Here is a 23,811-nt window from a genome sequence, read left to right as displayed (position 1 = left end):
ATCAAATTAGATGGCCTAAATTGCAGCAAAGATTGCCCAGTTAGTCAAAGAACGACTATCTTTAATTATGGGGCCGCTAATTTCAGCAACTTATGCAACTTACCAGTATAGGTGAAGTAGCCAGTCCCGCGCACCGAGTATGGCCTGCGGTGGTCGGCAACTATTAGTAGAATAATATTGTCGTCGCCTTCGGGGAAGACTTAGGCTAGTCATTGGTTGGCTGTAGCAGAATTGCCCTCGGTAAGACCTGCTACAGAAATACATTTTTTCTGGGAAGGCCTCAGCGAAGCATTTGAGAAGCCCAGGAACAGCTATGATCTCCGAGAGTGCGTCAGGTGTCGGGTCTTCTGTTAATTAGAACCGCAAGCGCTCATGGATCGAATCAACATTAACAGCAAACACAGCAGCGCGGGAGCACGGGAATGGCTCGCGGATCACTTTTTTGGGAAATCGCAGACGAGTGATAGCGTGTTGCTTTCTTCGCCCGTGAGCCGTTCAGAACTCAGAGGGAAACAGCCTTCCTGTTGGATTTCACTGGCATCAAGCACAGTGGGGGGAGGTGACACTAGCTGAGCTGACCGGGCTCTGCTTTTATGGGCGATCGCACAGGCAGAAAGTAGAAGACATTCGGTGTTGAAGCTTCGAGTTCTTATTTCTTTCTGACACTAATAAATGCGATCGCCTGTATCAGCAATTTTTCGGGTCAGAATGTGGCCCGGATGCCGCCAGCAATAGGTCAAATCGGCGATCGACCTTGACCAGAAGTGCGATCGACAAATTCTCTGTATTTTGGTAAATAGTGAGTAGTGAATAGTTAGTGATTAGCAGTTAGTATAAATACAACTAACAATTAACAACTAACATCAGCCATAACTAACTACTAGCAAAATAAAACTTACACAACTTACACGCGCGGGCGAGAAACTCTGTTTCTTCATGACTGCGCTGGTCAAACCCAAAATCTTCTCCGAAAAGCCTGGTTAATTTGCGTAAGTTATAACTAGGTTAATAAGGTAGCGCTAGTAATCAACCACTTTTGATAATTGTTAATGTGGCAGTATTGGTTGAAAGCCTGACTAGCAAACACGAACATACAAATTTTCAGACAACATAGAACATCGAGAAATTAAGGAAACTCACTCAATTTTTTTATGAATTTCACTGAGCTTTTAAGTGCTGATGAACTTTTAACTAGACATAGAAACGGGGAACGAGATTTTCGAGGAGCTAACCTCATTGCAGCTCATTTGATTGAAGCTAATCTCAGTCGCACAAATTTGAGCAGCGCTAACTTAAAAGGTGCTAACTTAATTAGAAGCAAACTAATTGGAGCTAATTTAAACAGTGCCGACTTGAGCGGGGCTAATTTATCTAAGGCGAAATTAATTGAAGCTAACCTGGGCAGTTCTAGTTTAACTGGAACGGTGGCGATCGGAGCAGATTTTAGCGGAGCCAATCTCAGCGGAGCAATATTGTCTCGCGCTGACTTGAGCAAAGCTGTGATGACTGGAGCGAGTTTAGTAGGAGCTTGTTTGCTCAGCGGCTCGAAACTAACTGAGGCCAATTTGAGTGGCGCGACGCTGAGCCGAGCCATTATGAGCGGAGTTGATTTAAGCAGAGCAAATCTAACTAGAGCGATTCTTAGCGAGGTAGATTTGAACGGGGCTAACCTGAGCGGAGCAATTCTAATTCGGGCTTATCTCAATCGCGGAAATCTCAGCGGTGTTAATTTGGTTGGGGCGATTTTGAGCGAAGCAAGTCTGCGGGAGGCTTGTATTTGCGCTGCTAATTTGAGCAATGCTGACTTGAGCGGTGCTGACTTAAAAGGAGCTAATTTAAATGGCTCTAATTTGAGCGGTGCTGACTTGCAAGGAGCTAATTTAAGTAAAGCCAATTTGAATGGTTTGATTCTGCACCATGCTGATTTGAGGGCTGCGAATTTAAATAAAGCTTCTTTGCGGGGAGCAGATTTGAGCGGTGCAAATTTGTCTGGTGCTAGCTTGCTGGAAGCAGATTTGCGTGGGGCGAACCTGAGTCACGCCAATTTGTCGGGTGCGGGTTTGTTGCTGAGTTCTCTGACAGGGGCAAATTTGACAGGAACTAATCTGTCGGAGGCGAATCTGATTGGAGCGAGCTTGAATGTTGCTAATTTGAATGAAGCGGCTTTGAGCGGGGCTATTTTGCCGAATGGAGCTACTCATAGCCGGGATTAATACTATATTCATAACGTCGTTCTTGTCAGTCGGGAACGAGCTAAACGCAGGAACGTGCGATCGTAGTAAAGTAAAAAAAGCTTCACTACCTTCGTTTTTTTTGCAGTGGTATGCTGCCGCCCAGAGAACTCGCCGCTATTTCTGATTTATTTTTGGAAATTTACTTGCAAAATTTCTTGACTCTGTGCTATCGTCAAAAGGTTTGGAACACTACAATTAAAGGTAAAACCCCGCAGAATGAAACAATTGGGAACCCATCTGGTCGCTGATGCTTGGGAGTCTCCTGGAGACATCCTCAACGATCCTGAACGTATCCGCCGCGCCATACTCGATGCGATCGAAGCCGGAGGAGCTACTCTCATCGATTTGTGCGTACACCAGTTTAGTCCTCACGGAGTGACGGCTACTGCAACTTTGGCAGAGTCTCATATAGCAATCCATACTTGGCCTGAACACGGTTATTTTGCCGCAGACTTATTTTTCTGCGGAGCCGGCGATCCTCACCGAGCCATGAAGGTGCTACAAACAGCTCTGGAAGCTAAACAGGTAAAACTCACTGAGTTCACGCGCGGTTTCGAGCCCGGGGTGGGCAGCCTAGGTTCTGCTTGTGAAGAGCAGTATGCGCCTCGTGCAGTAGAAACGAGTGCCGTCAGAGTATAGTGACCAATTAGCGTAACTTTGAACATTTTATGCTAGGTTTCGGTTAAAATCCCACGGCTCAGGTCGTGGGATTCTTGTTGGAATTTACTTTTTCATTAATAAAGGACGAACAACTAAATAACCTGCGCCGAAGGCGGAAATGACTATCAGAAAAATTGCGATCATCAACCATAATCCGTTTAAGTCTGAGGCTTTTTTGGGTTGAGAGCGCACACGGTAAGGAGTTTCTGGCACTTCTGTAAATGATTTTTGTGGAAGTGTGTCAGGCATCCGGGGGGCTGTGGGCTCCGCTTCCGGTAGAGGGAAAGGGAAAGCCACTGTCTGAGGTGGTTGAGGTATGGTAGAGTTAGTCCGCGAGGTGACAGGTGCTGGGGGCTCCGGTTCAACGCTGAAATTGAATTTGACTGAGGGCATTTGGGGCATCCCAGTCTGGGTGACAGTCTGAGCTGAGTTGACGACTTGCTGTAGCTGCTGGGATACTTGAACTACTGTTTCTACTTCTCGCCGCAGTTGTTGATTTTGTTGGACTAATTGCTGGTTGTGGGTTTTGAGGGAGTCGAGCATCGCTTGGGCGGCTTGCAATTCGGCGGTGACTTCTCGATAGAGGGAAATTGGTACCGATGGAGAGTAAGTATTTGAGTTTTCAGGGGATGTATTGTCAGATAAGGTAGTATTTTGCATAATTGTAGATGGCGAGGGTGAACTTTTTTAAGTTTAGCCTGAGAGTATTTGCAATTAGATCGATCGCAACACAATTCGTCAATATATTTGTTAAAAATATTAATAGTGAGTTTAGTTAAATGTTAGAAGTTTTCAGTCGATCGCTATGAACAACCACCCAACCGAACAAGATGTGTTGCCAAAGTCAAGTACCGAGGCAATGAAATATGGCGAACGCGAGATTTTGGACGGGGAGTTAATTACTTTCCCGAACCCGCGAGTCGGGCGGCGCTACACGATTAACATTACTTTGCCGGAGTTTACTTGCAAATGTCCGTTTTCGGGCTATCCCGATTTTGCCACGATTCACGTTACTTACGTGCCCGACGAGCGGGTGGTGGAGTTAAAGGCGATGAAGCTGTACGTTAACAGTTATCGCGATCGCTACATTTCTCACGAAGAATCGATCAATCAAATTTTAGACGATTTTGTCGCAGCTTGCGCACCACTGGAAGTGACAATTAAGGGCGATTTTTTGCCACGGGGGAACGTGCACACTGTGGTTGAGGTGCGGCACGAGAAGTAGGGCTAGTATCAGTTGTAGTCAGGTGCGCTGTACATCGCCCTAGGAATTGGTGTAAGGTGCGCAGTGCGCACCCTACGGTTCGTTGTAGTAGTTGATTTTGAGGATGGACTGCTTTAGCGGGCAGGTATTTGATCGGAGACAGATTCTAATGAGATGAATTGTTTGACATCTAATATTTCGATCAATACCAGTTCTCCACTGCTAGAATAGTGTAGAATAATTTGCCCTTCATCTTCGGCATAGGCGATCGGGCGATCGCAAATTTCGATCAGCATCGCATCTACATCCGGGCTGTATCTAATCTTTTTCATATCTTGACCTCTTACCAGGATAAGCAGTAATTACTAAAATTCGATCGAGATATTCTTGGTAAACCACTCTTAGGACAAGTCCATTCAATCTCTTTTGACAAATAAACTTCCCTTCACCACTTGCTTCTATCTTACTAGGCATTCTAAACAGTTTCGGAAATTAAATATGTTGAAATTGTAACCCCGTGACTTTCAAGAATTTCTATTTTCAGCAAGGCGTGTTGACTAAATTCTATTTTTTTATCCACATTTATTTTTCGTTTTATCCATTGGTGTAAGGTGCGCAGTGCGCACCCTACGGTTAGGTTTGACTAGCAACAGAAGTCGGGGATATCGCACTTTTTGCATCTGCTGTTTTCAATTCTGCCAACTTGTCCAAAATCTCCACAACTTCTCTTTCAAATATCACCTGAGCGCGATTAGTGCGCCCGCCAACATAGAGTTTGCCTTCCTTTTCCAAAGCCCAAATCTGCGAGTGAGACAGATAGCTCATCATCACACTGAGCATCAGCAACCCAAAGCCAGTATAAACTAGCGGAATTCCCGGATCGGCTTTAATTTGCAATCCCGTGCTCCCGACAACTTCGTCAATTGCCAACATCACTCCGTTAACTTCGACTGCGCTGCCGGCGCGAACAGTAGTTAACAATTTGCCATCCGTACCGTAGACTAACATCGTGCCTTGCAAGTCCTTTGCTAGCAAAGAAACTCCCGCACTTAAATCGGGTTTTGTTGGAATCCAAGCACCCCAAATTCTGCCTTTACCCTGGGTGTCTAACTGAGCCATTGGCAATTGTAAAACCGGGCTTTTGTTGAGGCGAACTCGCACGGCGGCTAGGGCCCAATCTGCTTGATAAAAGGTGACTCCTCGGTATCTCAGCGGCTCGTTAACGTGAATGGTTTTGCGATCGACCTCTTGGCCTGTTTTGTCCAAAACCGACAAATCAGAGTAAAATTGGTCGATCGCCCCGCTCGGACTATAATCGATCCAGAACCGATTCACACGCATCGACCAATCCTTCGGTATTTGCGGCCCAGCCCAAGGCCCCGCATCCGTGATATTCTGCACCCGAAACGTTTCACCGCTAGGAACCATTTCTTGACCCATAAAACCAGTCATCGAGCCCAATATCGACCCAGCTAAAATAATTAGCATACTGGCGTGAACAATAATCGGGCCAATTTTACCAATTATGCCTTTACGAGCATAAACTTTTTCGCCTTCTCGGAAGATGCGGTAGTTTTTTTGCTGTAAAAGTTGTTCTAACGAGGTTAAATCAACTGTTTCTAATTCCGCACTGAGAGCTAATTTCTCAAACTGCTTCGGTTCTTCATAAAATTTCCAGCGGCGGGCCGATTTTAATGCGGGAAATTGTCGAGTAAAAGTGCAAGCTGTCAAGCTGCTGCCGAACAAAATTAGGATTGACAAAAACCACCAAGTGCGGTAAACGTGGTCTAGTCCTGCAATGATCACAACTTTCCAAGTTAAGAAACCGAAAAGGGCTGGGTGTTCTGGATAGTTGGATTGGTAAAACTCTACCGATTGGCCTTGTTCGATGACGGTGCCGGAAATGCTGAAAAGTGCGATCGCCAGCAGCAAGATAATTGCCAGCCGCAAATCTGCCAGCACCGGCAATATTTCCCGCTTGAAGAACTTTTGAGGTGCAGTCGCCCAGTCTGATAGTTTGGATAGAAATACTTCTTTTGATGTCATAGGAAGGAAGAAGGAAGAGGGAAGAGGGAAGAAGGAAGAGGGAAGAGGGAAGAAGGAAGAAAATATTATTTTTATCTAGCAATTCTCAATCAATTGTGAATTGTTTCTTTTTCTTCCTTCGTGTTCTTAGCGTCTAAGCGCTTCGCGCAGGCTACGCCAACGCGGTTCATTCAAAAAAAATAGTTCTCGAATCCTGTAATGATTGCTATATCTTCAAATAAGAACTGAAGTCCGAACGATCGAACCTTAGGCGGGAAGTATGCGGGAAAGTAGGGAAAAAACCCCAAATCCTACTAGCAAAACGCCGCTAACAGGCGTGATCCAACTCGACCACCTGCGTAATTCTAACAACTTTTTAATGCTCGCGGTAAAAGTACCTGCTATAATTAGCGGAGCGACATAACCAGCAGCATAAAACAGCAGCAATACACCACCTAAAACGGTATCTCCCGTTTTGGAAACCCAAGCTAAGAGCGTAGCTAAAACCGGAGTGCTGCACGGAGATGCTACTAAACCAAAAGTTAAGCCCAATAAGTACGATCGCACGCCCGCAGGCAAATTCTTCGGCACCCACCCCACAGCATCGAAAGACGGCATTTGTAAGGGTAAAGCTTCGAGTAAATTCAGCCCCATTAAAATCGCGATTATGCTGACAACGATCGGCAAACCCAGACCAATTTTGCCATAAACTTGACCCGCAAATGATGCTACAATGCCTAAACCCGCTAGGGTTGTGGCTAGTCCCAGAGAAAACCACGCCGACTGGGCGGCAGCTTGAAGACGGCTTTTTGCTTCGTATCCGCCGATGTAGCCGATCGTGATCGGCAACATGGAAAGCATACAGGGCGTCAAGCTAGTTAGCAATCCTGCCAGAAAAATCACTCCCACGCTGACTAAACTCAGGTGTGTCAGTTGAGTGTTGACTAAATTATTAGCAAATTGTGCGAGTTCGTAAAGTTGGGTTTGCAGGGTTTCCATCAGTCGATTTTAGATTTTAGATTTTAGATTTTTAGATTGACTCCACAGTCGATTTTAGATTTTAGATTGACTCCACGGATGAATCTGGAAGCTGAAACTAAATATCTAATTTTTTTCAATCTCCACGACTCCTATCGCGGGCTGGTATCCCTATGCAGGTGAGTTCCGGCGGGCGTGCTGTTCTGGCTATGTTGAAAATTGTAACAGATGCGGGCAGCTTCGGTTTAAGATTTGAGATTTGAGCGCGATCGACTGGTTGAGAGTGCAAAGGGCGATCGTAGACTTCTTGCAAAAATAGCTAGGACGATGCTCAAAGCCTATCCCACATTTTTTTCTTGTGGGATGGGCTTTGAGCATCGTCCGAAAATTTGATTAAAAGGACTTTTGCAATTCAAGTCTCATAATTGTAGGATGGGCACGAGAGCCCGTGCGATCGCCTCTTAACGCCAGTTAATCCATTAAGAGCTTGACCAATTCTTGTGTAATAGGAAAACCAGTCTGACGCTCAAAATGTACAAACATCGGACTAGGATTTGCCTCTAAAAATACATACTCACCCGTTGGCTTGACACGCCAATCAATCGCATTCTACTCTACCATAAATGCCTGGGATATTGCCAAACATTGTTTGTGAACTGCTTCTGGCAAATCTATCGGAATTAGCTCAGCGTCCAAATCTTCCCGAAAGTCCAAAGCTGGACTCCGAATTTCGGCAGTATAGACTGATTCACTAATCACATAACTGCGAATATTTGTCCCAGAAATATACTCTTGGATTGTGACTGAAGAAATACTCAAAGCCATGTTCAACCGATTAAGTTCTAAATGCGCCTCTGTCATAAACTTGTTATGAGCACCACCATAAACAGGCTTGAAAATTGCTTTTTGATAAGCTTTGATAAATTCCCTAACTTCCGCTGCATCGTTACTGATTAAAGTTGCAGGAATCGTCACACCTATTTGTTTTGCCTTAGTCAGTTGTCGGGGTTTTTCTTTGTGAAATTGGTACGCCAGGAATTGACCCAGCGAGTTCGATCAACCTGTACTCATTGAATCATTAAATGCGACCTGCTGTTGGTTGAAATCTTTTAAAGGTGGAACGGAAACACCGGAGAAATTACGCCAAAACACACTGTGAATATCTTCGAGATTCAAGCGACGACCAGACGGTAGCATCAAGCATCCGACCTCGGTGTCAGGTCGCCAAGACGTAAATACCGGTTAAGTAGACTCTAGCGGAGCCATTGTCAGTCCAGCACGGCTCAATTGCATATGATAAAGTTCTGCTTGTTCTTGCGGCCCAACCCAGACGGTGGCCTGGCCTTCGTTGTGGATTTGGTCGGCTAGTTTCCAAGCTTGATCGCTCGTCATCCCTGGAATGTATTTCGTCAAACATTCCACGACGTGCTGAAATGTGTTGAAATCGTCGTTGAGGACTATTACCCGATAGTTGGGATAAGACTTGCGGGTAACTTGACTCGATCGAACGGGTGCTATGGTTGGTGAAGAGGTCATCGCGCGAACAGCCACTAAAATTACAAAATTCTTAAAACAGTTACCTTTTCAACTATATCACAATTTCTGAATTTTTAAACCGCCTATGGCAAATAGATCGACTTTGGCGATTTTCGAGGGCGATGTTTAGATTTTTAGATTTGAGGACAAAGAAACCGGGTTTTCAGGAAATTGAGGGTTTCTACCCACGATTTTAGTTGAAAAACCCGGTTTCTGGCTACTCGTTAGATGCAGTACAGCTTATCAAACTACAGTTAACTCTCGATCGACCCCAGAAGTGTTGGTGTCAGAGTAGGCTTGCAGCAGAAGCTGCTTTAAATCTTCAATCAGCGGGTAGCGGGGGTTAGCCCCGGTGCACTGATCGTCAAAAGCGCGATCGGCCATTTCCTCAACACGAGCAAAAAAGAAATCATCGCTAATTCCCTGACTGGCGATCGCCTCCTGAATCGTGCATCGTGCAATGCCATTTCTAGCCGCTCGTAGCAGTATTTATCGTGCATATAGTGAATGACATTCAGCGTATTGATATAGGTTTTTGCTAACCACGCCATTATGTCATGGAACCGCGCTTTTACCTCGTCATAATCGAGATATTCGGAAGTAATTGGTGGAAACTGCGGCGTGATTTGGTCGCCGGACTTCTCATTTATACCGCCGTTAATCGCATAGAGCAAAGTCTTAGCTAAGTTAACTCGCGCCCCGAAAATCAGTTCTTGCAATTCCAGTTCTGAACTCGCGCCACTTTGCAAATCGCGATCGAAATAAATGTCTAAAAACGTCGATACGCGACCGAGAGACATCGCCGCCCCGTTTTGTTCTTTCACTGCTCCCAAGTAGCCAAAATACAGCCACTGGAAAGCTTCTCGTGCATTGGCCGCCGGCTTGCAAATATCAAAGCCGTAGTTAGCAGCCATTTCTTTCAACTCCAACAATGCGCGAATTTGCTCGGATAACTCTTCGCGCAAACGAATTGTTCCCTCTTCCATCGCCTCTAGTTCGAGCGATTCTTGCTGTTGTTTCTTATCGTCAATCAGGCGATCGACACCGTACAGAGCAACCCGCCGGTAGTCACCGATGATGCGCCCGCGTCCGTAGGCATCTGGCAAACCTGTGATGATACCAGAACGTCTCGCCAAACGCATGGAGCGGGTGTAAACATCGAAGACACCATCGTTGTGTGTTTTGCGATATTTCGTAAATATTTCTTGTGTTTGTGGATCGAGTTGATAACCGTAAGCTTCTAAACCTGTCTTGACCACGCGAATTCCGCCGAAGGGCATAATCGCGCGTATCAAAGGTCGATCGGTTTGCAAGCCTATTATTTGTTCTAAATCGCGATCGATGTATCCCGCAGCATGAGCGACGATCGATGTGGGTACTTTTGTATCAACATCCAACACACCTTTTTCGCGCTCTTGTTTCATTAGTTCCAGAACTGCGCGCCAAAGTTGCTGGTTTTTTTCTGTTGGTGCTGCGATAAATTCTGCATTCCCTTCATAGGGGGTGTAATTCTTTTGGATGAAGTCTCTGACGTTGACTTCCTTTGTCGAGTTGCCTTCAGTAAAGCCGTGCTATTCTACTAATATAGCTTGCTTTCACCTTATTTTTTGTTAGCGAGCGATTTTTTCTTCTCCGACCGCTATATCTAGCATATATTTAATCTCAATATTTTAAATACTCTGTTCGCTATTTGTTACAAAAATTGACTTGCTAATTCGGTGGGAAGAATTAAAATAGATAGTATGCAGAACATCCTCTGTAATTTGTGAGGAAGCTATAATAAAATGGGATTCCGAACTAACTGTTGGACAACGAAAATGTTGTTTAAGAGGGGTCGGTCGGAAACGCGCAATGAGATTTTTTGGTCAGGAACCGCGAACATCCGAAGAAGATGAATAAAAAGCCGAAAAAGAGCCTAAAAATAGTTTGGATTGGATGCGGTAATTGTTATCGAAAGCAGCTCAATATTAATTGCTGATTAATTGAAGTAGGGTATTATGCAGATAAATTCAAGAACTCAAAGCACTGCGAGCGATCCGGCTCACGATATTTGGAAAGAACAGCGTCATCCGCTCGATCACATTTTTCATCCTCGCTCCGTGGCTGTAATCGGCGCAACAGAGAGAGCAGGAAGCGTCGGACGTACTCTCCTGTGGAACTTGATTCGCAATCCCTTTGGCGGAACGGTTTTTCCGGTGAATCCACAGCGCCGCAGCGTCTTGGGACTCAAGTCCTATCCTGACATTGCTAGCGTCCAGGAAATAGTGGATCTCGCGGTGATTGCTACGCCGGCGGCTAGTGTGCCGCAAGTGATCCGCGAATGTATCGCTGCTGGGGTGAAAGGAGCAGTTATTGTTTCGGCTGGTTTTAAAGAAATTGGGCCGGCGGGAGTTGCTTTAGAACAGCAAATTCTGGCCGAAGCGCGTCTGGGCGAAATGCGGATTATCGGCCCGAATTGTCTCGGCGTGATGAATCCTGTGCTGGGGCTGAATGCTACTTTTGCAGGCTCGATCGCCCGTCCGGGTAATGTCGCCTTCATCAGTCAAAGCGGCGCCCTCTGTACTTCGATTCTAGACTGGAGTTTGGGCGAAAATGTCGGTTTTAGCGCTTTTGTGTCGATCGGCTCCATGCTCGATGTCGGTTGGGGCGATCTGATTCATTATTTCGGCGACGATCCCCACACCCACAGTATCGTTTTGTACATGGAATCGATGGGTGATGCTCGATCGTTCCTCTCCGCCGCCCGCCCAGTGGCGATCGACAAACCGATCATCATTCTCAAGGTGGGACGTACCGCCGCCGCCGCGAAAGCCGCCGCTTCCCATACGGGAGCTTTGACCGGCAGCGATGACGTGCTCAACGCTGCTTTCCGGCGCTGTGGCGCGTTGCGCGTACACACAATTTCCGATTTGTTCGACATGGCAGAAATTCTGGCAAAGCAACCGCGACCCCAGGGGAACCGCCTATCGATCGTCACCAATGCCGGAGGCCCAGGGGCGATCGCCACTGATGCCTTAATTAGCGGCGGCGGTGCCCTCGCAGAGCTTGCACCGGAGACGCTGCAACAGCTTGATGAGTTTTTACCCCCTCAGTGGAGCCATCAAAACCCGATCGATATTTTGGGCGATGCTGGTAGCGATCGCTACGCCAAAACTCTAGAAGTAGTCGCTCCCGATCGCAATAGTGACGGATTGCTGGTCATCCTCACACCCCAAGCGATGACAAATCCCACCCAAACCGCAGAACTACTCAAGTCCTACAGCCAACTCGGAAAGCCCTTATTAACAAGCTGGATGGGCGGTGCGGGAGTGTTAGCGGCAACGGAAATTCTGAATCAGGCAAATATTCCGACTTTCCCCTATCCCGATACCGCAGTCAGGTTGTTTAATTATATGTGGCGGTACAGCTACAACCTGCGCTCTATCTACGAAACGCCTGCTCTCTCCGCTGCGGAAATCCCGACTTGCGATCGATCGGCGGCCACAAATATTTTGACTTCTGTTGTCAAAAGCGATCGCACTTTGCTCACAGAATACGAATCAAAGCAGTTACTCGCAGCCTATGGAATTCCCACTGTAGCCACCGAAATTGCCCTCAGCCCAGCCGAATCTGTGGAAATTGCCGATCGCCTCGGTTATCCAGTGGTGCTAAAACTGCATTCTGAGACGATTACTCACAAGACCGATGTGGGGGGCGTACAACTAAATTTAGGCGATTCTAAGGCTGTAATTAGTGCCTTTGAAGCGATCGCCCAGCGGGTACGGGCGATCGATCCCGCAGCGTTTCTCGGCGTGACTGTGCAGCAAATGGTGCATTTGGAAGGCTACGAACTAATTTTGGGTAGCAGTATTGACCCTCAATTTGGGCCAGTCATGCTGTTTGGTTCCGGCGGACAATTAGTGGAAGTGTTTCAGGATCGATCGCTAGCACTGCCACCTTTAAATACCACCCTAGCGCGGCGGATGATGGAGCAAACGCGCATCTATAAAGCTTTGCAAGGAGTGCGCGGGCGATCGGCAATTGACCTAGAAAAACTCGAACAGTTATTAGTTCGTTTCAGTCAACTGATTGTCGAGCAACCTCAGATTGCCGAGATAGATATTAATCCGCTGTTGGTTTCTCCAGAAGGTGCGATCGCCCTCGATGCCCGCGTTGTTCTCCACTCTGCCGAAAACGCCATTTTACCCGCGATTCGCCCCTATCCTATGCAATACGTTCAAGAATGGTCAACTCTGACAGATCATCCCATCATGATCCGTCCGATTCGCCCAGAAGATGAGCCGCTGATGGTGCTGTTTCATCAAGAGCTTTCCGAAGAAAGCGTGTATTTGCGCTACGCTCACATGGTAAAGTTAAAGCACCGCATCGCTCACGAACGTTTGACCCGGATTTGTTTTATTGACTACGATCGGGAAATGCTGTTAGTAGCCGATCGCAAAGACCCGGAAACCTTAGAACACCGGATTTTGGGAGTAGCACGTCTCAGCAAACTCCACGGCACAAACGAAGCCGAATTTGCGCTCATCGTCAGCGATAGCTATCAGCAGCGCGGTTTGGGAACAGAATTATTGAGGCGGCTGCTGCAAATTGGTCGGGAAGAGAAGTTAAATGCGATCGTCGGTTACATTCTCACTAGCAACTACAAGATGCAGAGTCTCTGTAAAAAATTAGGATTTGAGTTCCAACTAGACCAAGGCGAAGGAATGTTAAAAGCTGTTTTAGTCTGCTAGCTAATCCAGTCTTACGCGCACACTCTATTCGATCTCAAACAAGATGGAGCAGTGCGATCGCTTAATTCATAATTCGCGATCTGACAAACTGATTATAATTGTGAATTACTTTTTGGTAGTGTAGTGATTAGACCTCTTGCAAAAATAACTAGGACGGGTTCTCCGGCCCGTTCCACAATAAAAAATGTTTATCGTGCAACAGGCCGAAAAGCCTGTTCCACAATTGGATTAAAAGGACTTTTGCAAGAGGTCTATTGATAATTTATGTTAGTTTGCTTGCTCATACCTGAATGAAAAAACATATCGCGACCATTTCACTGCTATTGAATGTCATTCTCTTAACAGGGATTTTAGAGTTTACGATGAAGAGGGGGTATTTAGGTAGATTTTTAGTCATGTTGAATGCAAATTCTATCGAATTATCGACAGACACCCTAAGTTCTAATTCTTGGTGGCTAGATGAAGTTGATTATCAACTATATCTGACTAAAAATACTCAAATCAATGCTTGCATTTGGGGCGATTCTATCACTTCTGGGCTGGGAAATACAATGGGTAAAGATACTTTTAATTTTGCCTTGCCCGGAATGTCAACAATTTCTCTGATCGACCAGCTAAAACTATTAACTGCTGCTAACGTTAAATGTAATACAGCAATTATTGCGATCGGTACTAATGATGCGGGTTATCGAATAAATGATGCACAATTCATTAACAATATGCAGGCAATTATCCGCACTGTCAAAACAAAAATGAACACCCAAAAAGTAGTGTTAGTCCCTGCTTTTTACTCAACGATTGAAGCCAGCCATGATATCACACTAGCGGGCCCTTTGGAAAGAGTGAAAACCATTCAAGCCTTGACTCGTCAAGTGGCAGCGACAGAGAAGTTTTTGATAGTAGAAAAAGAAATTCAGCCTCTGTACGAAGGGACAGTATTGAAAGAACAGGTCACAACAGATGGCGTTCACCTTAACTCAGAAGGCAGAAAAATTTATCGAGGAGCCTTATTAAAAATACTGAAGGGGGGATAACCAATACGGTTCACTTAAGTCAACGTAGGGTGCGTCGCCAAAAACAACTCTCGCCCTGGAACGCCAGATTAAACGAGCGACGCACCCTACAACTTAGAAATGAGAATTAAATAACTTCCCAATTTGATTGTTGTGGGATGGGCTAGAAGAAAAATGGAAATTATTTAATTCACGATCCTTATAAATTAAGTAAACCGTATTGGGGTATAAGTACGATTAACTGAAGGTTCTTTGAATTCCTCCAGTAGAATACGGGTTATCCGTCAACAGTCCCACGATTTTAGATTTCCTGTACGATAGCAACTGTCTTGGTAATACCATCTTCACCTTGGATTTGCGCCGCCAATCTGGCGGCGCGTTGACGCATTGTTTGATCTGTAATAGCCTGTTGAATCGCTTGTATAAGTCGTTCAACTCAACAGCCTAAAGTTTTGCTAAAGCTTGATCGATATGCACTCTCATTTTTTCTGCCAAGAGAGGGACATTGGGTTCTTGAAGGATACTTAGATGATCTCCAGGGATATCATATATATCTAATCCTCCAACCAACAGTTCATTCCAGTTTTCCAAAGTGCTAAAGTGACTTTCCTCCATCGCCCGGAACAAAATTGCCCTGCCTGGGTAAGGCTGTGGCTTGTAACTATTAAAAGCGTACTCCCGAAACTGTAATCGAGGATCTACCGGATTACTATTAACATTATTAATGTTAATATCAGGAGTCGATTTAGTCTTCGATTCTACTATCTTTTGAAGCAAATATGAAAGCCCTTTTTGGCGCAGCTTTTTGATATGAAAAGCCAGCTTCTGACTCAATGACAGTTGATTTTTTCCTGGAATCGCACTATCCAAAAGGCAAAGTAAAGCTACTTCTTCACCTTGTAAACGAAGTTGATGTGCCATTTCAAATGCTACTAAGCCACCTAATGACTCACCCGCTAGGAGGTAAGGGCCTTTAGGCTGATGTTTTTGTATTTCTTTGAGGTAGCGAGTGGCCAGATCTGGAATACTCACTGAAGGGGTTGGTGATTGGTCAAGTTTATTCTTTTGGAACATATTGACTTCCTCTTTGACATAGACTCCATAACAGGTTTGGTCTTTGCCCAGGTGTCTTGATAAGTTATAGTAAAGGAAGATGCCGTAAATAAAGAATAAAGGCAGTTTGGAACTACCTTTCTGAATCGTGACTAAAGCCTGCGAAGAAGACGATAATCTTTGTTTACGAAGGGTGTGAGCCAACTGGTGAATCGTTGGTGATTGGAAAAGGATAGGTAAAGGTAGCTCTTTCTTGTAGGTTTTCTCTATTTCACGCATTAGGGATATCGCTAATAGGGAATGTCCTCCCATCTCGAAAAAATTATCTGTCGTACTGATGGATGAAATATTCAATACTTGTTCCCAAATATTGATGAGTTGAACTTCCAAATCATCCTGGGGACTGGCAAATTCTCCTGGCTGTTCTGGATTTTCTTGAGTTGTAGGGGCGGGCAAATCTAGAGCCTTTTGAGTGGCGGGTATGATTGCTGCTTCGCGAGATTGTTCAGGTACAGGTAGAGCTTTACGATCTACCTTACCATTAGGTGTTAGAGGTAGAGCTTCCAAGAAAACGAAGATAGATGGCACCATATATTCTGGTACATACTCCTTGAGCAGACTTCGCAGTTCTTGGATGGTTGGGTTCTGATTGTTGAGAGCGACAATATAACCCACTAGACGCTTGTCGCCAGGAAAATCTTCCCTGACGATGACCACTGCCTGCTGCACGTTGGAATGTTTGACCAAAACAGACTCGATTTCACCGAGTTCGATCCGAAAACCGCGAATTTTGACTTGAAAATCTAGGCGACCTAAACACTCAATATTTCCATCTGGCAAATAACGTGCTAAATCCCCCGTCTTATATATTCGTTCGGTTTCTCGAAAGGGATTAGGAATAAATCTCTCGGTGGTTAAATCGTCACGTTGCAAATAGCCTCGCGCTAATCCTGAACCACCAATATGTAATTCCCCAGCCACCCCAACGGGAACGGGTTGCAGGAGAGCATCTAAGATGTAGATGTCGGTGTTGGCGATCGGCTTACCAATTAAAATTCGCTGTTCGGGGTCTTTGATTTGATAAACCGTTGACCAAACTGTTGTTTCCGTTGGCCCGTACATATTCCAAAGTTCCGTACCTTTGGTTAACAATTGAGCAGCTAATTCTTTCGGTATGGCTTCCCCACCGGAGAGCATTTTCATCGGGGACTGACCTTCCCAGCCCGATTCCAGCAATAATCGCCAAGTCACTGGAGTTGCTTGCAGGATCGTAATGCCTAATTGGGCGATCGTCCTTAATAACTTTCTGCCATCCATCGCAGCTTCCCGACTCAGGATCACAACCTGCGCTCCCACAGTCAGGGGTAAGAACAGTTCTAAGACTGCAATATCAAAAGAAAGTGTTGTGACAGACAGCAAAATATCCGTCGCACAGATCCCCGGTTGCTCGCGCATCGACTTTAAAAAATTGACTGCCCCACGGTGGAGAACTTGTACGCCTTTGGGCTTACCCGTAGAACCAGATGTGTAAATGACATAAGCCATATTTTCTGGGGTAACGCTGGCGATCGGCATTTCCTGACTCTCTTGAGCAATCAGTGGCCAATCCGTATCCAAACAGATGACCAATGATTCTTCCGTAGGCAGGCTCTTCACAAGCTGCTGTTGTGTTAACAATACTTTGGCTTGGGAATTCTCGATCATGTATTCCACGCGATCGTCCGGGTAGTTGGGGTCTATGGGAACATAGGCTCCGCCCGCCTTCAGCACACCTAATAATCCCACCAGCATTTCCAGAGAGCGATCGACACAAATGCCCACTAAATCATCCGGCTTCACCCCTCTTTGTTGCAAATAGTTGGCCAGTTGATTAGAGCGTTGATGTAGTTCTTCGTAAGTCAATGTTTGACCTTCAAAGGAAACCGCAATTTTATCTGGAGTTACTTCTGCTTGTTGAGCTATTAACTGGTGCAGGCATAGATCTTGCGACTCATCTTTTTGAGTCTGATTCCATTCCACAAGCAACAGATTTTTCTCTTGGTCTGGCAACAGCGGCAAGGCAGAAATCGATTGTTCTGGATGAGCCACAATCCCAGACAACAAAATCTGGAAATGCTCGTTCATTCGTTCAATAGTTTCTGCATCAAACAAATCCGTGCTGTAGTACCAACTCCCCTCCAATCCTGCGCTGGTTGGTTTTAAGAATAAAGTTAAGTCAAACTTCCCCTCGTTATTTTCAATCACCCACGGACTGGCTGTTAATCTTGACAGATCGATCCTTTGGAAGGGAATATTTTCCTCAAAGACAAACGTCACTTGAAACAGAGGGGAATAGCTTAAGTCGGGCTGGGGACAAAATTGATCGACCAATAAGCAATAGGGCACATCTTGATAGGCTTGCCCTAACAAAACAACTTTCCGCATTCGTCCCAGAAACTCTGGGAACGTGGGATTACCCGACATATCTGTACGAAGGGGGACAGCATTCACGAAATTTTCTGAATTCACACGGCCCACAAAGGGGGAGCCAACAATCACATCTTCCGTACCTGTATAGCGATAGAGCAAGATATTAAACGCGGCTAACAGGGTTGTGGATAGGGCGACGCCTTCCTGCCCGCCCAATCGACCCAGGGCCGTGGTGATTTCCCCAGAAATGCCAAAAGACAGAGAAGCTGCCTGGAGGGATTGCTCTGGGGGACGTGGCCGGTCAGTGGGTAGGGGTAATAAAGGGGTGGCTCCCGCAAGTTGTTTTTGCCAATACGCTAAGGAGTCTTGAAGGGGGAGCTTGCGTAGCTCTGACATCAGAGTTGTATAGGATATTTCGTAGATTTCCCGATCGATACACTGCAATTTAGGATCGTAATACAAGATCAATCTCAGAATACCCAACGCTGCAACCCATTGTTTAGCTCGTATATATCTCAGGATTTCGTAAGGCAATCGATCGGCAAAAAGCTTAGTCCAAGACCTTTTTCCTTGTTCGTAAGCCGCTATATATTCTTCTTTTCCAGTCTGTTGAATGTAACTCCATTGCCGACCATGAGATAGTCTTGCCTGGATCAGCATTTTTGCCGATTTACTGGATAGGTTATTGCCAGTGTAGCGATATTTAGAAACGACTTCACCGTGGAAATAGATCGGAAAATCACGGGCTACCCGCAGGAACAAATTGATATCTTCCATCGGCACAAGACTTGGGTCAAATGCACCAACAGACTCAATAGAGACGGACTCCAGAGCAACACGCCGAAACATAATACAACCGCATTGAATCTTATGCTGGGTGGCTAAAATGGTTTGATAATTAGCAACTTCAGGCTGATCCTCATATTTTTCTTCTACTTTGTATGAGCCATCAGGTTGAATGGAATAGAAGAAATAACGACCAAATACAAAGCCCACCTCTGGTAGGGCGTTGATGTGCTTGACTCCAATCTCGATCGCTTCAGGTAAAAGGCAGTCATCACTATCCAGGAAAACAATATACTCTCCTGTACTAACCCCCAGACCAGTATTGCGTGCAGCAGCAACGCCTTGGTTGTTTTGATAGACGTATTTTACTGCTGGGTAGCGATCGCAGATTTCTTTCGTTTCATCAGTAGAACCATCATCTACGACAATAATCTCAAATACGGGTAGAGTCTGCTCAAGTATGCTCTCTATTGCTTCCGGTAAAAATTGGGCGCTGTTATAAGATGGAATCACTACTGATACATTTTTTGTCATTTTCTATACTCCAAAAGGTTGTGTTAAATGTCGCTGCCTCCAATATTAACAATCTATCTCTCAGACATCTATCTGTCCAGAACTCTATCTATCACAACAACATTGCTATAGCAAGGGGAAACGTCCCGATTTTGCGAGGATTGGAGAGTTCTACTATCCTTTCCTCGCTACAAATGGGTTTATAAATCTTCACAAACTAGATACCGTGTGAGGCAGTGGAAGTTCCCAAACTACCACACCTATTCTTACATCCACTTAAGTTGTAGGCGATATTAAACTTCACAATATAAAAATATGTAAACAAGGCTAACGAGTGTTGCTAGATGTGCATTTGAATACTTTACAATCGTTTACATATTTGCGTTTTACAGCGCCGACCTACTTAAGCGAACCTATTAAGCTAGTAGTCAGAACTTCAGTCCTCGGAAATAAACAATAAAATCCTCACTACAAACTTAATAGATTCGTAGTGAGGACTTCAATCCTAAAAATCAGGTGCTACTAAGCCGCAGCCAAATTTGCTGCTGCGAAATCCCAGTTAGCCAAATTATCCAAGAAATTAGTAATGTAGTCGGGACGGCGGTTTTGGAAATCCAAATAATAAGCGTGTTCCCACACATCCAAAGTCAGCAACGCAGTTTGGCCATGTGCTAGCGGGGTGTCAGCATTAGCTGTTTTGGTAACTTTCAAAGTACCGTTATCCAAAACCAGCCAAGCCCAGCCGCTGCCGAACTGAGTTGTCGCAGCAGCCTTGAATTCTTCTTTGAATTTGTCGAAGCTGCCGAAGTCGGCATTGATTTTATTAGCTAAAGCTCCTGTCGGAGTGCCGCCGCCACCCGCTTTGAGGGAATTCCAAAAGAAATTGTGGTTCCAAACTTGACCTGCATTGTTGAAGATGCCGGCTTTTGATGGGTCTTTAGCAGATGCCATCACAATTTCTTCGAGGGATTTGCTGGCTAGTTCGGTGCCTTCAATCAGTTTGTTGAGATTGGTCACGTAAGCAGCGTGGTGTTTGTCGTGGTGGAACGAAAACGTGTTGGCCGACATATGACCTGACTCTAATGCGTCAGCGGCGAAGGGTAATGGTGCGAGTGTAAATGCCATTGTGTTCAATCCTCTCTAGGTGGCTGTTGTTTTTCGGTTGACTTTCCGGCTTTTCGTTGATTCGAGCCTAAAGTTCCTAGCTTGAGTTGATCAAGCTGTCGTAAATAATTCTTTACAATTTTTATATTTTATCTCAGTTACAGCATTTTAGGATTTTGAATTATGATTTTCACCAAATTTACTAATACCAGATTTCACATAGCACAAACATTGGCAACAAGTCAACCCGCCTGCGTGATAAATAAAAGTTTGTGGAAAATTCTCAACAGACAGAAGTTTGATGATGGTTATAAATAAATTAAACCTGTTTTTTGTCAAAGATCAGCTCAATTTAACTTAAGCTGTAAGCAAGTCCAACAGATTCCCGGAGCAGTCAATGGAAAACCGTTCAAATAACCAGACCAATTCCCCTCCTAAATGGTTAAATTTGAAACTAATAGTCAGCGGTCTGGAAACTGTTCAAGACTTAATTGTAATTTCTTTGTGTATTGGTTTGTTCTGTTTCATGGTACTCGAACTGCGAGAAATGTTTTTCTCGCTGTTGCCTCCTTTGAATTTTCAGGAAGTGACTGCTGATATTCTCTTTCTCTTGGTTTTGGTGGAATTGTTTCGGCTACTGATTATTTATTTGCAAGAGCAGCGCGTTTCTATCGGCGTGGCGGTTGAAGTTTGTATTGTTTCAGTTTTGCGAGAAGTTATTGTGCGGGGTGTGCTGGAAACTCCCTGGGTTCAAATATTATCAACAGGTGGATTTTTGCTGGTTTTGGGAATATTGTTGGTCATCCGAGTTTGGTTGCCGCCAACTTTTGAGGGGATTGACCCGGAACGCCGTTTTGCTAGCCGAAAAAGAAATCTGTCAGAGCCGGAATCTTCTTCAGAGCCTGTTGCCGTAAATAGTAAGTTCAATTCTCACTGAATATGGCGGGATAGGCAATTTTCGATTTGAAATTGACTTTATAGCTTGTCTCGTTACCAGGTATCAAGTGTCGTAAAATAATTAAATTAATATCAGGTTTGTAGTGGGGTTTTTAGTCGGATTTAAAATCCTGAATAAAGGCTAAAGTCCTCACTACGAACCTATTTGATTGCGGTTATTTAGGTGAGATAATATTAGCTGTTAGTCTGCAATTCGCCTAAACGAGCCAAGACTTCTTTGGAGTGAATCGCCGGATTAACTTTGACAAAAGTTTCCCGCAAAATCCCCTCAGGGTCAATAATAAAACTGTGCCGGGACGAGATAAAACTCATCCAAGAACCGTAAGCTTTACTGACTTGGCCGTCGGTATCGGCTAACAGCGGAAATTTCAAACCTTCTGAGTCGCAAAATTCCGCGTGGGAGTTGACATCATCAGCACTGATGCCGATGATTTGAGTGTTTTTTGCTAAGTATTTCGGCAAGTCTTGCTGGAATCGACGTGCTTCGATCGTACAACCGGATGTAAAATCTTTGGGATAGAAGTAGACTACCAGCCACTTACCGCGATAATCGGACAGCGAGACTTGCCCGTCGCCGCTGTTTGTCGGTAAACTAAAATCTGGTGCGGCTTGATTCACTGCCGGCAGTTTGCCACCGAGGGCAAAGGCTGGAGGAGCAACATTGAAACTCACAAAGGCTAGACAAATTACCAATAAAGTGCTAAAAAATTTGCGCCGGGAAATCATAAATTCACAAGTAGAACTGTACATAACACAAGTTTACAGTTTTCTGATTAAATGGGTAGGAGCAATTCGCGGATTGCTTCTAATACTAAATCCGAGTTACCTACCCCTTTATGATTCGGCGGTTAAAACCGCTTCTATACAACGAAGCCGGTGTTTGCGGGCTAAGAAGTAAAGGGGATATTTAGCCAGGATTTGGTATGAAACCAAATATCACTCACTCAAATAGCAATTTACTTATGAGCGCTGCACTCCCGTTAACAGGCAAAGTTACAGTAGTCCAGGTAATTAATGGTCAACCGGTGGTGATCGAAGTAGACGGCACTAATGCCCCGATTACTGGGGGCAATTTTGTGGATTTAGTTGAACGTGGCACCTATGATGGGGTGATGTTTCATCGAGTTGTGCGCCAGCCCGATCCTTTTGTAGTGCAAGGGGGCGATCCGCGCAGCAAGGATACTAGCATTCCGGCGGGTCAATTGGGAACGGGTAATTTTATTGACCCGGATACGAATCAGGCGCGTTTTATTCCTTTGGAAATCAAACCGCAAGGCGCGGCACAACCAGTTTATAACCAAGTTGTGACCGAAAAGCCGCAGTTGCCGCACACGAAAGGGGCTGTGGCAATGGCTCGTTCTAGCGCTTTGAATTCGGCTTCTTCGCAGTTCTATTTTGCTTTGGATACTTTGCCGTTTTTGGATGGCAATTATGCTGTTTTTGGCAATGTTGTTCAAGGTTTTGAAACGGTGAATGCCGTGCAGCAGGGCGATCGCATTTCCAGTGCTAAAGTCGTTGCAGGGATTGTCCCCAGTCGGGTTTCGAGTATTATTACCAATGCTGCTGTGCTGAATAGTTTTGTCAATAATACCAATTTTGTAAATCTGCCTTTGCGATCGCTCAACTTGCCTGATGCCCCGAACACCTATCAAGTCACCGCCCAAGATTCTCAGCAAAACCCCATCGGCGTGCGGGGAGGTAGCGGAAACGATCGCATTATCGGTTCACCGATTGATGATGCAATTAACGGCGGCCAAGGCAACGATACTCTCACGGGCGAAGCGGGCGACGATTTTATTAGAGGCGGCAAAGGTAGCGACTTAATTAGTGGCGGTATTGGTAACGATATTATCAACGGAAATCTCGACGACGATACTGTCAATGGCGATGCTGGTAACGACTTTTTGAGAGGCGGTAAAGGGAATGACTTGCTAACTGGTGGCGATGGCAATGATATTTTGATGGGAGATGTAGGCAACGATACTCTCACTGGTGACGCAGGTGCAGATATTTTTGTTTTAATCGCAGGTGGTGCAGAAACAGACACAATTACTGATTTTATATCGGCCCAGGGCGATCGCATTGGCATTGGCGGTAGCAGTTTGTCAAACGTTGCTTTCACTCAGTCTGGAAGCAATACTTTAATTCAAGTTGGAGGGGCTACTTTGGCCACTGTTCAAAATGCCACGCCCGCCGCAGTTCAAAGCGCTGCTTTTGCAATTGACTTTTCTACTATTTCCCGTCCCAATGACTTACCAGTGGGCGATGCTGCCTTAAGAATTGGCTAACTTTAACAATACTCATGCCATAATTATAGGTGTAGGGTGCGCAGTGCGCACCTTGCCACACGATCCATTTTCCATTCTCCATTCCCAAATTTCACGGTGATATCCGTACTCTTAGGGACGTGATAAGTTTGATGAGATTGGGTGATGCGCGGGGGTAAGAACTGTTCATAAAAATTTACCTAAATATTCCTAAAGCTGCTTATTAAGTGTGCTATATATGCGTGAGTAAGTTGACAATTTCGCTCAGGGCAAGCTCATCTAATTTGGTATAAATTGTACTTGACAAAAAGGCAATGATCGGGTGTGCACCATTTAATGATG

General features: G+C 45.2%; 17 protein-coding genes and 1 pseudogene. 7 read left to right on the top strand and 11 right to left on the bottom strand.

What is annotated here, in order from left to right:
• Positions 1-1,151 precede the first annotated feature (1,151 nt).
• Positions 1,152-2,213, top strand: a complete 1,062-nt coding sequence (locus QUB52_RS15940; RefSeq protein WP_265233128.1) for a pentapeptide repeat-containing protein — start codon at positions 1,152-1,154, stop codon at positions 2,211-2,213.
• Positions 2,214-2,450: 237 nt separating this feature from the next.
• Positions 2,451-2,873: an adenosylmethionine decarboxylase gene (speD, locus tag QUB52_RS15935; RefSeq protein ID WP_265233127.1), complete on the top strand. Its 423-nt coding sequence runs from the start codon at positions 2,451-2,453 to the stop codon at positions 2,871-2,873.
• 84 nt (positions 2,874-2,957) lie between these two features.
• Here the strand turns inward: speD and QUB52_RS15930 are convergent, their stop codons facing one another.
• The gene (locus QUB52_RS15930) at positions 2,958-3,554 is read right to left on the bottom strand and encodes a hypothetical protein (protein WP_332973939.1); all 597 of its coding nucleotides are present in this window, start codon (positions 3,552-3,554) and stop codon (positions 2,958-2,960) included.
• Between the two features lie 145 nt (positions 3,555-3,699).
• On the opposite strand from QUB52_RS15930, the gene queF reads away from it, so the two are divergent.
• Positions 3,700-4,119, top strand: a complete 420-nt coding sequence (gene queF / locus QUB52_RS15925; RefSeq protein ID WP_332973940.1) for a preQ(1) synthase — start codon at positions 3,700-3,702, stop codon at positions 4,117-4,119.
• A gap of 113 nt (positions 4,120-4,232) precedes the next feature.
• Here queF and QUB52_RS15920 read toward each other — a convergent pair whose 3' ends face one another.
• The 7 genes and pseudogenes from QUB52_RS15920 to QUB52_RS15890 form a co-directional block, all read right to left on the bottom strand.
• Positions 4,233-4,430, bottom strand: coding sequence for a DUF2283 domain-containing protein (locus tag QUB52_RS15920; RefSeq protein WP_265233124.1), 198 nt, complete (start codon positions 4,428-4,430; stop codon positions 4,233-4,235).
• A 301-nt stretch (positions 4,431-4,731) separates the two neighbouring features.
• A complete protein-coding gene (locus tag QUB52_RS15915) occupies positions 4,732-6,144 on the bottom strand; it encodes a cytochrome c biogenesis protein (protein WP_332973942.1) in 1,413 nt (470 codons plus the stop codon).
• 246 nt (positions 6,145-6,390) lie between these two features.
• Entirely contained in the window at positions 6,391-7,122 is a 732-nt protein-coding gene (locus QUB52_RS15910; protein WP_375339772.1) for a cytochrome c biogenesis protein CcdA, read from the bottom strand.
• Positions 7,123-7,237: 115 nt separating this feature from the next.
• Positions 7,238-7,414 carry a hypothetical protein gene (locus tag QUB52_RS15905; RefSeq protein WP_265233121.1) on the bottom strand — a complete coding sequence of 59 codons (177 nt, stop codon included), beginning with the start codon at positions 7,412-7,414 and terminating at the stop codon, positions 7,238-7,240.
• Between the two features lie 296 nt (positions 7,415-7,710).
• Positions 7,711-8,076: a hypothetical protein gene (locus QUB52_RS15900; RefSeq protein ID WP_332973943.1), complete on the bottom strand. Its 366-nt coding sequence runs from the start codon at positions 8,074-8,076 to the stop codon at positions 7,711-7,713.
• A gap of 267 nt (positions 8,077-8,343) precedes the next feature.
• Positions 8,344-8,637 (bottom strand): ATP-dependent Clp protease adapter ClpS, encoded by a 294-nt coding sequence (gene clpS / locus QUB52_RS15895; protein WP_265233119.1) that lies wholly within the window; start codon positions 8,635-8,637, stop codon positions 8,344-8,346.
• Positions 8,638-9,089: 452 nt separating this feature from the next.
• Positions 9,090-10,205: pseudogene (locus tag QUB52_RS15890) on the bottom strand (pyruvate formate lyase family protein); the annotation flags it as partial.
• 429 nt (positions 10,206-10,634) lie between these two features.
• On the opposite strand from QUB52_RS15890, the gene QUB52_RS15885 reads away from it, so the two are divergent.
• Positions 10,635-13,367, top strand: a complete 2,733-nt coding sequence (locus tag QUB52_RS15885) for a bifunctional acetate--CoA ligase family protein/GNAT family N-acetyltransferase (protein ID WP_332973944.1) — start codon at positions 10,635-10,637, stop codon at positions 13,365-13,367.
• 290 nt (positions 13,368-13,657) lie between these two features.
• On the top strand, positions 13,658-14,401 hold the full coding sequence (locus QUB52_RS15880; protein WP_332973945.1) for an SGNH/GDSL hydrolase family protein: 744 nt from the start codon (positions 13,658-13,660) through the stop codon (positions 14,399-14,401).
• Positions 14,402-14,824: 423 nt separating this feature from the next.
• Here QUB52_RS15880 and QUB52_RS15875 read toward each other — a convergent pair whose 3' ends face one another.
• On the bottom strand, positions 14,825-19,162 hold the full coding sequence (locus tag QUB52_RS15875) for an amino acid adenylation domain-containing protein (protein ID WP_332973946.1): 4,338 nt from the start codon (positions 19,160-19,162) through the stop codon (positions 14,825-14,827).
• A gap of 501 nt (positions 19,163-19,663) precedes the next feature.
• Positions 19,664-20,266 (bottom strand): superoxide dismutase, encoded by a 603-nt coding sequence (locus QUB52_RS15870; RefSeq protein WP_265233115.1) that lies wholly within the window; start codon positions 20,264-20,266, stop codon positions 19,664-19,666.
• A gap of 376 nt (positions 20,267-20,642) precedes the next feature.
• Here QUB52_RS15870 and QUB52_RS15865 point away from each other — a divergent pair, with 376 nt between their 5' ends.
• On the top strand, positions 20,643-21,182 hold the full coding sequence (locus QUB52_RS15865; protein ID WP_265233114.1) for a phosphate-starvation-inducible PsiE family protein: 540 nt from the start codon (positions 20,643-20,645) through the stop codon (positions 21,180-21,182).
• A 194-nt stretch (positions 21,183-21,376) separates the two neighbouring features.
• On the opposite strand, the gene QUB52_RS15860 is transcribed toward QUB52_RS15865, so the two are convergent.
• Positions 21,377-21,928 (bottom strand): peroxiredoxin, encoded by a 552-nt coding sequence (locus tag QUB52_RS15860; protein ID WP_265233274.1) that lies wholly within the window; start codon positions 21,926-21,928, stop codon positions 21,377-21,379.
• Between the two features lie 236 nt (positions 21,929-22,164).
• On the opposite strand from QUB52_RS15860, the gene QUB52_RS15855 reads away from it, so the two are divergent.
• Positions 22,165-23,490: a peptidylprolyl isomerase gene (locus tag QUB52_RS15855; RefSeq protein ID WP_332973947.1), complete on the top strand. Its 1,326-nt coding sequence runs from the start codon at positions 22,165-22,167 to the stop codon at positions 23,488-23,490.
• Positions 23,491-23,811: the final 321 nt, after the last annotated feature.

The sequence above is a fragment of the Microcoleus sp. A6-C6 genome (genome assembly GCF_036705955.1).
In the GTDB taxonomy this organism is placed as follows: Bacteria; Cyanobacteriota; Cyanobacteriia; order Cyanobacteriales; family Microcoleaceae; genus Microcoleus.
This window is presented reverse-complemented; position numbering and strand designations above follow the sequence as displayed.